Below are 12,765 nucleotides of genomic sequence, written 5' to 3' on the forward strand. Positions count from 1 at the left end.
AAGCGCCGGCAGGCAGCAGATTAAGCCAGCTTGGCCAGCAGCTTCATGAAAATGGCCGCTTCCTTGGCAGAAAGCGGCGCCAGCGTTTCCTGCGTAATCTCACGGGCAAGCGGGATCAGCCGCTCGATCGCGTCGCGCCCCTCAGCGGTCAGATTGACCAGCAGGCGCCGTTTGTCGACTTCGTGTTTGCTAAGTTCGACAAAGCCACGCGCTCTCAGCCGGTCGATGACGCCCTTCACGGTCGCCGCATCCATGGCGATCAGGCTGCCAAGCTGGTTCTGCGAGGTCTCGCCGACGTCGCGCAATTTGGCCAAAGCGGCAAATTGCGGCGGCGTCAGATCGGCGATGTGTGCGGCGAAGATCGAGACATGGCGCTGATGCGCCTTGCGCAGGATGAAGCCGACCTGCTCCTGCAAGCGATAGTCGTTTTCGTCAGGCTCCTCGGCCTCGACCAGCTTGAGCCGATTGTCCTCGGCGCTCACCGCAGCCCATCCCATGCCTTAATTTCCTTGGCCGCCAGCCCACCCATGCGGTCGTGCACGCGCGGGCCGCAGGTCATGGCGAGGCAAAACAGGATCTCGTCGGGACGGGGGCCATCGCTGATGCCGATTTCCATGGCATCGAAATGGCTGCGCACATAGGCGGCGTTGATGTGGCCGAGCGGCACATCGAGCCGCGCGCCGAAGCCGCCGACCTTCTTTGCCGAGGGCACGATCGCCTTGGCGTCGCCGAGCCGTTCGCGCATGGCATAGCCGCCCGGCACATGCCACAGCGCGCCATGCTCCAGCTCGCCCGCCATGCCGACGATGGCGCCCTTGCCGTAACCGTCGATCTGTTTGACGTCGCCGCCCAATGCGGCAACAAGCCTGTCGGAGAGCAGCAGCCCGAGCGGCTTCAAATCCTCCATGGCGCTCTGCAGTTCCTCGACGTAATGGCCGGCGAACGGGTTCTTGACCACAGCCATGGCCGCCGCGCGGCGCCGCGGCACCTTCGCCACCGGCCCGCCTTCGTGAAAAATCTCTTCGGTCAGCACGGCGATCTTGCGGATCGGAAACTCAGGCATGAGCAATTTCCCTCTCTAAAACTTTATTGGCGAGCGCCATCGGACCTGCGATGCGCGCCTGACCGCCGAGGAAAAGTGCCGCGGCGGCAATCAGGCCGCGCCGCCGAAACTCCTCGGCAACGGCAAATCCGCCTTCCAGCGCGATAGCGATTTCAGCGGCGGAAAGCAGCCCCACGCCCTGCGTCACCAAACGGTCGCCGAGGTCGCTGTCAGGTGCGAGATCGCGCGCCCGTGCGCGCCTAACGGCCGGATGACCGGGCAGTTCGACGGCGTTGGCGATCAAGGTCGCGGCGGCATCGGCTTCAGCACCCGTTCGCGCCAGCACCGTGACCGCGTCGGCGATGCCCAGCGAAAAGGAGCGGCCGCGCCAGCCGCTTGTCGCGACACCGCGGATCCCGTCTTCGGGGCGGATCGTGAGACGATCTGCCAACCCATGACCTGTCCCGGCAATGGCAAGCATCATCGACTGCCCGTGGCCGAGATAGATCGCGCTGTCGCCGCCATTATTGACATAGGCGCGCTCGAGCCGGCGGCCGGCAAGCAGCGCGCCAAGCACTTCGTCGGCTACCGAGCCGGCGACGGCCGCCATCGGCGTGATGAATTGTTTCGCTAGCGGAACGACCGCCACTTCCATGCGGCGCGCCGTCGGGCCAGCGAAAGCACGTGGCCGCGAGGCGGCCGGGCGCCGCAGTTCGGGCAACTCTTCGACCAGTTCAACCAGGATTGTCTGGAAGCGCGCCACTGCCTGGCGATATGCGGCGCTGCATTCACTCGCATCGCCGAATGCCTCGACGATCAGATCGATCGGCCCATGATTGAGGTGAAGCCTCCGGCCGTCCTCGAGCCAATGCGCCTGCGGGCCGTTCATCGCCCGGCCCCGTTTGCGGTCGCGCGACGCAACTGCGCCAGCGGCGGCCAGGGATTGTCACGGGGTGCGGCCGTGCCGCGGCGCGGATTGAGATATTCGCCGCCCTTGGCCAGGATATCGTCGACGCTGCGGATTTCGCCTTCGTAGCCGCCAAGCCTGACATAATCGTCGCGGCGCATGGTGAACTCGATCGGCGCCACCAGCGCCGGCGTCGGCACATAGCCGAAGGCGCCTTCCGGGACGCGGGTGACGTCGACCATCAGCGTGATGCCGCCGCCCGGCCAGACATAGACCGGCGCGCCGCCGACCGTCACGTAGGTCGTCAAGCCCTGCACCGAGCGGGTCAGATTGACCGGGTTCTCGGTGACGCCGGCGCGCAGCGAGCCGCCGGCGCCGCCGACGAAAAGCACGGTGCAGAGCGCCGGCTCGCAATTGTCCTCGATCAGTTCGACCGACTTCCGCAGCCGCTCCGGGAACGGTTTCTGGACCGGCTTCAATTCGTCGTCGAGCTCGTAATAGGCGAATTGCTCACCGGTGGTCGAGACCATCAGCAGCGACATGCCGGGGCGCGCACCCTTTTTGGCGTTCCATTCACCAAGGATCGACAGCGGGTCGGAAATGCTGGTGCCGCCCCAGCCGAGGCCGGGCTCCGACACCTTGAAATAACGGCCCGGCGTCGAACGGCGGCCGATGATCTTGATGCCGGTATCCTGCCAGCCAAGCACCTTGCCGGCCTGATGCTCGGAGACGACGCCGGTGATGTGGTCATCGACCACCACCACCTCGTCGACAAGGCCGCGCCATTGGGTCGCGAACATGCCTATGGTAGCCGAACCGCAGCCGACGCGCATGCGCTGCTCGAGCTTGCCGTCGATGACCGGCGGCTTGCCGGCTTCGACGATGACGGTGGCGCCGCCGTCGATGACGAGTTCAACCGGTTTGCGGTTGCACAGGGCGAGCATGGCGTCGCAGGTGGCGCGCCCTTCAGCCTTCGAGCCGCCGGTCAGATGATGTACGCCGCCCAGCGACAGCATCTGCGAGCCGTATTCGCCGGTCGTGACATGGCCGATCGCCTCGCCTTGGGCACGGACCGTAGCCGTTTCGGGGCCGATATGACGGTCGGTGTCGATCTTCACCTTGACGCCGCAATAGGAGAAGATGCCCTCGGTGACGACGGTGACCAGATCGACGCCCTCGACCTCCTGGCTGACGATGAAGGGCGCCGGCTTGTAATCGGGATAGGTGGTGCCGGCGCCGATGGCGGTGACGAAGCGGCGGCCGGTGTTGACCAGTTCGCCGTCCCATGCCTCGCCTTCTTCGGCAAAGGGTACGATTGCGGCGCCGGTCTCGGCCGCGTGGTCGAGGATGGTCAGTGGATCCATCCGCACGATCCTGCCGCCAACATTGCCGTAGCGGTCGCAGGCGCCGGTGCGGCCATCGGCGATGTAGCACATGACTGGACAGGCATCGCAGCGGATCTTCTCGGCCACCAGCTTCTCGCCGGGATCGTGGGTCTCGAAGCGTTCGGCAAGCTCGCTCATCGGCGCGCCTCCTTGTCGAGGATGGCGGCGCGGATGCGGGTCGGCGTCGCCGGAATTTTGGTGACCAGCACACCGGTGGCGTGGCGGATGGCGTTGAGGATCGCCGGCGCCGTCGGGATCAGCACATGCTCGCCCAAACCCTTGGCGCCGAAGGGTCCTTCCGGATCCGGAACTTCTATCAGGATGGTCTCGATCGGTGGCACGTCGCCGATCGTCGGGATCAGATAATCGTGCAGGTTTTCGGTGCGCCCGGGGATGAATTCCTCCATCAGCGCCATGCCGATGCCCTGGGCGATGCCACCCTCGATCTGGCCCTCTGCCAGTAAAGGGTTGATGGCCTTGCCGACATCGTGAGCGGCGGTGATTTTTATAAGCTTCACGGTGCCGAGCCTGAGGTCGACCTCCAGTTCGGCGATCTGCGCGCCATAGCCATAGACGGCATAAGGCTTGCCCTGGCCCTTGGCATCGAGCGGCAGCGTCGGCGGGTCGTAGCTTTCCTCGGCGCGAAAGACAAAGCCTTCGGGGTCTGCCTTCAGCGAGGAAAGATCGACGCGGCGGGTCGCTTCGCCTTCCCTGATGCTCAGGCTTGTGCCGTCCAGCGCAATCGCCGCCTTTTCCGAGACATTGGCGAAACGCAAGATCTCCTCGCGCAAGGCGCGGCCGGCCTTTTCGGCGGCCTTGCCGGTGACGAAGGTCTGGCGCGAGGCCGAGGTCTTGCCGGCGTCGGGGGTGATCGCCGTGTCGGCGCCTTTCAGCATGAATTTTTCGAGCGGAAGACCCAACGCATCGGCGCAGATCTGCGCGATGACAGTGTTCGAGCCTTGCCCGATATCGACCGCACCCTGATGCAGGACGACTGCGCCCGATGCCAAGATGCCGACCTTGATGGTCGACGGATTGGGCAGCGAGGTGTTGCCGCAGCCGTACCAGCAAGAGGCGACGCCGACGCCGCGTTTTCTTTCGCTGCTGCTACGGGCGTTGAACGCGTCGGCGTCAGTTAGGGCACGCTGCCAATGTGAACGGAGGGCCTCGAGGCAGTCGGCGATGCCGACGCCCGACTCGAGCCGCTGCCCGGTGACTGTTTCGGATCCGTTTCGAAGGCAGTTCTTCAGGCGAACGTCGAGCCGATCCATGCCGAGCTTGTCGGCCAGGTCGTCATAGAGGGTCTCCTGCATGATCGTCGCCTGCGGCACGCCGAAACCGCGAAAGGCGCCGGCAATCGGGCCGTTGGTGTGGATGGCGCGGCCTTCGGCGCGATAGTTCGGCGTGGCATAGGGGCCGGAGGCGTGCACCGGCACGCGGTTGGCGACCGTCGGCCCCCAGCTGGCATAGGCGCCGGTGTTGAAATCGCCGGCGAAGACCATGCCGGTGACGCGGCCGTCGGCATCGGCGCCGATGCTCGCTCTCATCAGAGCCGGATGGCGCTTGGTGGTCGAGATCATCGATTCGGTACGGCTGTAGGCGAGCGCCGCCGGCCGGCCGGTTTTCATGGCGACGAGGCCGATGAGCGGTTGCAGCGAGACGTCGAGTTTGGAGCCGAAGCCGCCGCCGGTGGCGGTCGGCACGATGCGCACCCTTTCCGGGGCAAGGCCGAGCACTTTTGCCGTGTCGTCGCGGTCCATATAGGGCGCCTGCGTGCAGGCGACGACCACCAGCGTGTCGCCGTCCATGAAGGCATAGCCGGCTTCCGGTTCGATATAGGCGTGCTCGACATAGGAGGTGTCGATGGCGCCGGAAACGACGAAAGCCGCACCGGCAAGCGCGGATTCCGGGTCGCCACGCTCGACGAAGCCGGAGGTGAGCAGGTTGGAGGGCCGGTTTTCATGGACCAGTTGCGCACCGCCGGCCTGCGCTTCGCCAGTTTCCAGAAAATGCGGCAACTCGGTCCAACTGACAGGAAAATCGGCAAGGTCGAGATCGAGGATAGCCTCGCGTTCGCCGGCAACCAGGGCCACCGCCTCACCGCGAAAGCGCGAAACCCCTTCGGCCAGCGCCGGCTGGTCGGCGAAGGGCGCGATGACGCCGAAACAATTCTTTCCCGGAATGTCGGCGGCGGTGAAGACGCCGGCAATGCCAGGACGGGATTTCACCCAGCTGCCGAGATCGCCAAAAGTGAAAGCGGCATGATAATGCGGCGAGCGGACCACCAGCACCGACAACGCGTCGGCCGGGAATGAATCACCGCCGAATTTTTCGTCGCCGGTGACTTTCGGCAGGCCATCGAGGCGGATCGGGGAGGAGCCGACGGCATGACCAGAGGATGGCATGCGCTGATCGAGGCCGTCGGTGTGGCGCCAAGCATCCATCACCGCGGTGACGATCTTGCGGTAGCCGGTACAGCGGCAGAGCACGCCGCCCAGTGCATCCTGCGTTTCGGCCTCGCTCGGGCAAGGCGTCCTGTCCAGGAGTGCCGTTGCCGCGACCAGCAGGCCGGGCGTGCAGGCGCCGCATTGCGCTGCGCCATGGCTGAGGAACGAAGCCTGCAGCGCCGACAACCGGCCATTGGCGAGGCCTTCGACTGTCGTCACCACGGTGCCGGAGGCGGAAGCCGCGGGCATCAAGCAGGCGCAGACCGGCTCGCCGTCGACCAGCACCGTGCAGGCGCCGCAATCGCCGGCATCACAGCCGATCTTGGTGCCGGTCAGCCGCAACTCGTCGCGCAGCACCGCGGACAGCCGCCGCACCGGCGGCACACAAACGCTGACGTCGGCGCCGTTGACTTCGAAGGCGATGTCGGCGCGCTCCATGCCCATCAGGCCGCCGCCCTTTCGTCGGGAACAGCGCCCATCGCACCAAGCACGGCGCGGGCGACGATCTCGCGCGCAGCGTCCAGTCGATATTCGGCGCTGCCGCGCACGTCGCCGATCGGCGACAGCTCGTCCATCGGTGCGGATTGGATCGCAGTGGCCAGCGCGTGGCCGACGGGCCGGCCGCGTAGCGCCGCCTCGACACCCGCCAGGCGCCTGGCGACAACCGAGCAGGAACCGACGGCGACGGCCGCGTTCCTGACCATACCATCTTCGACGGCCAGGCGTGCGGCGGCCATGGCGATGGAGATGACGAGATAACGCCGCGCGCCGAGTTTCACGAAGGCGGAGCTGCCGGCGGTCGCGGGTTTGGGAATGCGGATTGCCGTGACCATTTCGCCGGGCTGCAGTGCGGTGCGACGGTTGCCGAGGATGAATTCTGCAAGGGGCAGATGCCGGGTCGCCACAGCGGAACGCAGTTCGACTTCGGCATCGAGCACCAGCAGCGCCGGCACGCCGTCGGCGGCCGGCGAGGCGTTGCAGAGATTGCCGGCAATCGAGGCAACGTTCTGGATCTGCACCGAGCCGACTTCCCGCGCCGCCTGCTTCAGCGCGTCGAAAGCCGCCGGCAGAGGATGGCGGACGAGATCGGTCCAGGTGGTGCGCGCGCCGACGAGCCAATGGTTTTCGGCTTCGGCAATGCCGCGCAATGCCACCAGGCCATTGATATCGAGGACATTGTCGCGGAAAGGCTTGCTGCCCTGTGCCGGATAGAAGTCGGTGCCGCCGGCGAGGATGCGCCATTGCCCTTCGCCCAGCAAAGCGAGGGCGTCGTCGACCGTGGTGGGTTTTGCGTAACGGATCACGCTTTGCCTTCCCAGAATGGGCTTCCCGAGAGGGGATCCTGCCGAAAGATTTTCCCGAGCATTCAAGGCAGGAAATTCATTCGTATGCAAATGATATCAAGCCGGCAGGAATTGTCAAAGCCAGAGTTTGCACGGCTGTTGGCCCCGGTGCACCCGGAACGCATTTGTTATGCCATGAGAGGTTGACGCAGCCGGCCATCTGGTCAAGTTTCTGCGTCCGGTCGCGTTTTCATTGGAGCCTAAGCTCAAGACCAAGAAAATAAGGAGGCTCCATGGCCGACGAAGCGCTTGTCGTTATCGACCTGCAGAACGATTTCTGCCCGGGTGGCGCCCTTGAAGTGGCCGGTGGCGACGAAATCGTGCCGTTGGTCAATGACCTAATCCGGCGGACCGAGCACGTCCTGCTGACGCAGGACTGGCACCCTGCCGGCCATTCGAGCTTTGCCTCCAGCCACCCCGGCAAGCACCCGTTCGAAACGATCGACGTGCCTTATGGCCACCAGACGCTGTGGCCGGATCACTGCATCCAGGGCAGCCTGGGATCGGATTTCCATTCGGGCCTCGCCTGGAGCAAGGCCGAGTTGGTGATCCGCAAGGGGTTCCGTCCTGCGATCGACAGCTATTCCGCATTCTTCGAGAACGACCGGACGACGCCGACCGGCCTTGCCGGCTATCTCCGGGATCGGAACATCGAGACGCTGACCCTGGTCGGCCTGGCGACGGATTTCTGCGTCGCCTTTTCGGCGCTCGACGCGGTCAAGCTCGGTTTTGAGACGTCCGTGCGGCTCGACGCCTGCCGCGGCATCGATCTCAACGGCTCTGTGGAGAGGATGCTGGGCCGGATGCGCGATGCCGGCGTGACACTGATTTGAACGTCATCCAGCCGAACCTGACAGACTTTTGAGGGGCTTCATGCGGTTTGCGGCGTTGACGGCAAGTGCTGCACTTATTGCAGCAATCTTTTCTCCGAATGCGGTTCTCGCGGCCGAAGCGCACGAATTGCCGGGCGCCGCCATGTCGCTTTGGTGGGTGCTGCCGTTTGCCGGGCTATTGCTTTGCATCGCGACCGGCCCGCTGCTGTTCCATCATGCTTGGGAGCACCATTACGGCAAGATCGCTGCCTTCTGGGCAGCGTTGGTGATCGGGCCGCTGGCCATCGCCTTCGGCATCCCGTCCGCCACGCAGGCAGTGCTGCATGCGCTGCTCACCGAATACATGCCGTTCATCATCCTGCTGTTTGCGCTGTTCACCATTTCGGGCGGTATCTTCGTTGCCGGCAACATACACGGCACGCCGCTGGTCAATGCCGGGCTGTTGCTGGGAGGGGCGCTGCTTGCCTCGATCATTGGCACAACCGGCGCCTCGATGATCCTGATCCGGCCGCTCATCCGCGCCAACGACAACCGGCGCTTCAACGCCCATGTCGTCATCTTTTTCATCTTCCTGGTGTCCAACATCGGCGGGTCGCTAACGCCGCTGGGCGATCCGCCGCTGTTCGTCGGCTTTCTGCGCGGCGTCGATTTCTTCTGGACGACAGTTCACCTGCTGCCCGAGACGCTGTTCGTCGCCGGCGTGGTGCTGGCTGTTTTCCTGGCGATCGACATCATCATGCATCGCCGGGAGGAAGGCGCGCCGAAGATCAAGGATCCGACGCCCGACAGCAAGGTGCGCATTCGCGGCCTGGCCAACATCCCGCTGCTGGCCGGCGTAATCGCCGCGATCCTGATTTCCGCTGCCTGGAAGCCGGGAGTGAGTTTCTCTTTTCAGGGCGTCAGCCTCGAGCTGCAGAATCTGGTGCGCGACGCCGCCATCCTGATACTGGCCTTCACGTCGCTTGTCGTCTCGCCGAAGGAGTTTCGCGGCGCAAATGCCTTCAACTGGGGGCCGATTGCCGAGGTAGCGAAGCTGTTCGCTAGCATCTTCATCTGCATCGTGCCGGTCGTCGCGATATTGCGGGCCGGGCTCGACGGCGCGCTGGCGCCGTTGGTGCTGCTGGTCAGTTCGCCGACCGGCGCGCCGGACAACCTTGCCTATTTCTGGCTGACCGGAGCGCTGTCGTCCTTCCTCGACAATGCGCCGACCTATCTGGTGTTCTTCGTGCTGGCTGGCGACGATGCGCAGCATCTGATGACCGAGCTCGCCTCGACGCTGGCGGCGATCTCGGCAGGCGCGGTGTTCATGGGCGCCAACACCTATGTCGGCAATGCGCCGAATTTCATGGTCTATGCCATTGCCAGGCATCGCGGCATCAAGATGCCAAGCTTCTTTGGCTACATGGCGTGGTCGGGCGCCGTGCTGATCCCGACTTTCCTGCTCGCCGGTTTGCTGTTCTTTGCCTGATCAGCCGACGCCGACATAGCGGCGGACCGCCGAGGGATCGGCACGCAGCTCCTCAACGTCGACCGTCTCGCGGTTGCGGCCGTTTTCGATGAAACAAACGCGGTCTGCGACCGAGAGCACGGCATCGACGCGCTGCTCGACAAGAATTGTCGACACGCCAAGCGCACGCAGCTTCGACACGGTTTCGCGGATCTTGGCGATCATTGACGGCATCAGCCCTTCGGTCGGTTCGTCGAGCAGGAGCACCTGCGGTTCCAGACACAGGGCGCGGGCCATGGCCAGCATCTGCTGCTCGCCGCCGGATAGCGTGCCCGAACGCTGCCTGAGGCGCTGGCGCAACAGCGGGAAGAGATCGAGCACGTTTTCGCGCGTCGCCTTGCCCTTGTTGCGGGCCATCAGGCCGATATCGATATTTTCCGCCACCGTCATCTCGGCGAACAGCCGCCGGCCCTGCGGCACGTAGGCGACGCCGGCCTTGGGCACCTCGTGCGCCGGCAAGCCGCTCAATTCCCGCCCTTCGAGCCTGATCGAGCCGGAGCTTACCGGCACCAGGCCCATGATTGCCTTCAGCGTCGTCGTCTTGCCGGCGCCGTTGCGGCCGAACAGGCAGAGCACTTCGCCCTCGTTCAAGACAAGATCGAGGCCATAGAGCACCTGGACCTCGCCATAGAAGCAGTCGACCCCGGAGATCGTCAGTGCCTTGGACTGGGCCTCAGACATGGGTCGTCCCCAGATAGGCGTCCTGCACCGCGGCATTGGCGCGGATCTGCTCGGGCGTGCCTTCAGCCAAGATCCTGCCGGCGTTGAAGACGGTGATGCGGTCGGCGAGCCGCATGACCACCGGCATGTTGTGCTCGATCAAAAGCACGGTGGCGCTATCGGCGATCTCGCGCACCAGCTCGATGAAATTGTCGATCTCGCTGTCGGCAAGCCCTTGCGTCGGTTCGTCGAGGATCAGCAGCCGCGGCTTCAGTGCCAGTCCCATTGCCACTTCCAGCAACCGCTGGTGACCGTAGGACAATTGCCCGGCAGGCATTTGCGCCCGGTCGGCAAGGCCGGTGCGCTCGAGAGCCGCCATGACGCCGGTGTGAACCGCGCCCTTCGAGCGGCCGTCGGTCAGCGTGCGCTGCACCGGCAGGGCAACATTGTCGTAGGCGCTGAGATTGGCAAAGACGCTGGTGATCTGGAACGTATAGGCGATGCCGAGGCGAACCCGGGCGTAGGCAGGCAGGCTGGTGATGTCGGCGCCGTCGAAGACGATCATGCCCGACGAGGGCTGGATGCGGCCGCTGACCAGGCTGACGAAGGTGGTCTTGCCGGCACCGTTGGGGCCGATAATGGCGCGAATCTCGCCCGGTATCAGCGCGAAGTCGACGCCGTCGACGGCACGCAAGCCGCCGAAACTGCGCGACAGGCCTTTGGTGGTGAGCAGCGGCATCATGGCAACCACCCGAGCCAGCGCTGGCGGATGCTGCCGAGAATGCCTCTCGGGAAGAACAGCACCAGCAGGATGAGCGCTATGCCGACGACCAGCAGATAGGCCGAGGTGTAGCCGCTGGCGACGTCGATGACATAATACATGAACAGCGTGCCGATCAGCGGACCGAGCGTGGTGGCGGCACCGCCCAGCAGCACCCAGAGCAGCGGCAGGATGGAGTATTGCACCGAGGCGAAGCTCGAGCCGACATAGCCGAACAGCAGCGCATAGGCCGCGCCGGAAGCCGCGCAGATGCTGCCGGAGATGACGACGGCGGCGAGCTTGCTGGAGAACGTGTCGTAGCCAAGCATCTTGGTCCGCTCCTCGTTCTCGCGGATGGCGACCAGCACGCGACCGCAGCCGGAGCGGACTATCGCCAGGCTTATGAGCAGCACGATCGAGAACAGTGCCAGCGCGCTCATATAGCGCACGGTCGGGTTGGTGAGGTCGAGTGACGTGCTGCCCAGGACAAGGACACGCATCGGCTGCGGCACGACCATGCCCTGGTCGCCACCGGTCCAGGCAGCGAAATAAAGAATGACGAGATAAAATACCTGAGCGAACATCATGGTGACGATCATGAAGGCGACGCCGGAGGTGCGCAGCGCCAGCAGCCCGATCACCAGCGCGAGAAGCGCGCCGCAGGCAAGCCCGGCTGCGAAGGCGGCCGGCACGCTCCAGCCGAGATGGATGACGGCAAGGCCGGCGCCATAGAGCCCGGCTGAAAAGAACATGGCATGGCCGAGGCTGAGCAGCCCGACATAGCCGAACAGCAGATTGTAGCCCATGGCGAAGACCGCCAGCACCATGATGCGGGCGAGCAGGCCGTGATGGTATTCCGGCAGGACGAAGCTAAGCCCGAAAAGCAGGGCGATGACGCCGAGGTGCAGCGCATATGGCTTTGCCGGCGAAGCATCCTTCATCGTGATGTCGTCCCGAACAGGCCCTGCGGCCGGAACACCAGCACCATGGCGACGAGCAAGGTGGCGATGATCTTGGCCAGCGTCGGTGAGAAGAACACCGAGATGATGCCGTCGGAAAGGCCGATCAGCACCGCGGCGACGACCGTGCCGCGCAGCGAGCCGAGGCCGCCGATGATGACGACGATGAACGACAGCAACAGCGGGTCCTGTCCCATCAGATAGTGGGCCTGGCTGATCGGCACGATCAGCACCGCGGCGACAGCAGCCAGCATGGCGCCGAGCGCGAAAACACTGGCATAGACTCTGGTCACCGGAATGCCGAAGGCCTGCGCCGTCTCGCTGTCATATTGCGTGGCGCGCATGACGAGGCCGATTTTCGTGCGCGTCAGCACCAGCCAGGTCGCGACCAGCAGCAGCGCCGACGCGGCGATGATCGACAGCTTGTAGCCGGAATAGCCGAACCACGGCAGGAGGATGCGGTAGCTGAACGGCGGCTCCACCGGCCGCGCCTCCGGGCCGTAGAAGGTCAGCGCCAGTTGCTGGATGATGTAGAGCATGCCGATGGTGGCGACGATGGTGGCTTCCGGATTGTAGTTGAGCCGGCGCAGCACCAGCCGTTCGGCGAGCAGCGCGATCAGGCCGACGATCAGCGGCGCCAGCACCAGGGCGGCCAGGAAGCCGAGCGCCGGATGGCCAGATACCGCCGTTGAGATCGCCCAGGCAAGCACCGCGCCCAGCATGAAGAACTCGCCATGCGCGACATTGACGACGCGCATGACGCCGAACACCAGCGACAGCCCAAGCGCCGTCAGCGCCAGCACGGCGGAGGTGACGAGGCCTTCGAGAGCGGCGAGGAGCAGGTGAGGTCCGAAGTGCATCGGCTAAGCACCGGCGGATGCGCGAAGCACCCCCCTCTGGCCAGAGGGGGGTATCTTGGCGC

Annotated in this window: 12 protein-coding genes; 2 read left to right on the forward strand and 10 right to left on the reverse strand. The window is 64.9% G+C overall.

The genetic code is table 11. The annotated features are described in order from the left end of the window. Positions 1 to 20: 20 nt before the first annotated feature. From NKH67_RS16890 to NKH67_RS16915, 6 genes are read right to left on the reverse strand one after another with little or no spacing between them, the layout of a single operon-like run. A complete protein-coding gene (locus tag NKH67_RS16890; protein ID WP_352506064.1) occupies positions 21 to 482 on the reverse strand; it encodes a MarR family winged helix-turn-helix transcriptional regulator in 462 nt (153 codons plus the stop codon). Then, entirely contained in the window at positions 479 to 1,063 is a 585-nt protein-coding gene (locus tag NKH67_RS16895) for an amino acid synthesis family protein (RefSeq protein ID WP_352506039.1), read from the reverse strand. Before NKH67_RS16895 ends, NKH67_RS16890 begins: the two co-directional genes overlap by 4 nt. Further along, positions 1,056 to 1,931, reverse strand: coding sequence for a UPF0280 family protein (locus tag NKH67_RS16900; RefSeq protein ID WP_353031350.1), 876 nt, complete (start codon positions 1,929 to 1,931; stop codon positions 1,056 to 1,058). The genes NKH67_RS16895 and NKH67_RS16900 overlap by 8 nt, the downstream gene beginning before the upstream one ends. Then, entirely contained in the window at positions 1,928 to 3,472 is a 1,545-nt protein-coding gene (locus NKH67_RS16905) for a 6-hydroxynicotinate reductase (RefSeq protein ID WP_352769453.1), read from the reverse strand. Before NKH67_RS16905 ends, NKH67_RS16900 begins: the two co-directional genes overlap by 4 nt. Further along, the gene (locus NKH67_RS16910; RefSeq protein WP_353031352.1) at positions 3,469 to 6,225 is read right to left on the reverse strand and encodes a molybdopterin-dependent oxidoreductase; all 2,757 of its coding nucleotides are present in this window, start codon (positions 6,223 to 6,225) and stop codon (positions 3,469 to 3,471) included. The genes NKH67_RS16905 and NKH67_RS16910 overlap by 4 nt, the downstream gene beginning before the upstream one ends. After that, entirely contained in the window at positions 6,225 to 7,085 is an 861-nt protein-coding gene (locus NKH67_RS16915; RefSeq protein ID WP_352539932.1) for an FAD binding domain-containing protein, read from the reverse strand. Before NKH67_RS16915 ends, NKH67_RS16910 begins: the two co-directional genes overlap by 1 nt. 272 nt (positions 7,086 to 7,357) lie before the next feature. Between NKH67_RS16915 and pncA the strand changes: the two genes are divergently transcribed. Together pncA and NKH67_RS16925 are read left to right on the forward strand one after the other, a co-directional pair. Further along, the gene (gene pncA / locus NKH67_RS16920) at positions 7,358 to 7,957 is read left to right on the forward strand and encodes a bifunctional nicotinamidase/pyrazinamidase (protein ID WP_023676971.1); all 600 of its coding nucleotides are present in this window, start codon (positions 7,358 to 7,360) and stop codon (positions 7,955 to 7,957) included. A 40-nt stretch (positions 7,958 to 7,997) separates the two neighbouring features. Next, positions 7,998 to 9,425 (forward strand): sodium:proton antiporter, encoded by a 1,428-nt coding sequence (locus tag NKH67_RS16925; RefSeq protein ID WP_353031354.1) that lies wholly within the window; start codon positions 7,998 to 8,000, stop codon positions 9,423 to 9,425. On the opposite strand, the gene NKH67_RS16930 is transcribed toward NKH67_RS16925, so the two are convergent. Genes NKH67_RS16930 through NKH67_RS16945 form a run of 4 tightly spaced genes read right to left on the reverse strand, consistent with a single transcriptional unit; the run spans position 9,426 to position 12,703 of the window. Further along, positions 9,426 to 10,145 (reverse strand): ABC transporter ATP-binding protein, encoded by a 720-nt coding sequence (locus NKH67_RS16930; RefSeq protein WP_353031356.1) that lies wholly within the window; start codon positions 10,143 to 10,145, stop codon positions 9,426 to 9,428. Then, positions 10,138 to 10,866, reverse strand: a complete 729-nt coding sequence (locus NKH67_RS16935) for an ABC transporter ATP-binding protein (RefSeq protein ID WP_353031358.1) — start codon at positions 10,864 to 10,866, stop codon at positions 10,138 to 10,140. The genes NKH67_RS16930 and NKH67_RS16935 overlap by 8 nt, the downstream gene beginning before the upstream one ends. Beyond that, a complete protein-coding gene (locus tag NKH67_RS16940; RefSeq protein WP_353031360.1) occupies positions 10,863 to 11,825 on the reverse strand; it encodes a branched-chain amino acid ABC transporter permease in 963 nt (320 codons plus the stop codon). The genes NKH67_RS16935 and NKH67_RS16940 overlap by 4 nt, the downstream gene beginning before the upstream one ends. After that, positions 11,822 to 12,703 (reverse strand): branched-chain amino acid ABC transporter permease, encoded by an 882-nt coding sequence (locus NKH67_RS16945; protein WP_352539929.1) that lies wholly within the window; start codon positions 12,701 to 12,703, stop codon positions 11,822 to 11,824. The genes NKH67_RS16940 and NKH67_RS16945 overlap by 4 nt, the downstream gene beginning before the upstream one ends. Positions 12,704 to 12,765: the final 62 nt, after the last annotated feature.

This window comes from Mesorhizobium sp. M0968, assembly GCF_040319065.1.
In the GTDB taxonomy this organism is placed as follows: domain Bacteria; phylum Pseudomonadota; class Alphaproteobacteria; order Rhizobiales; family Rhizobiaceae; genus Mesorhizobium.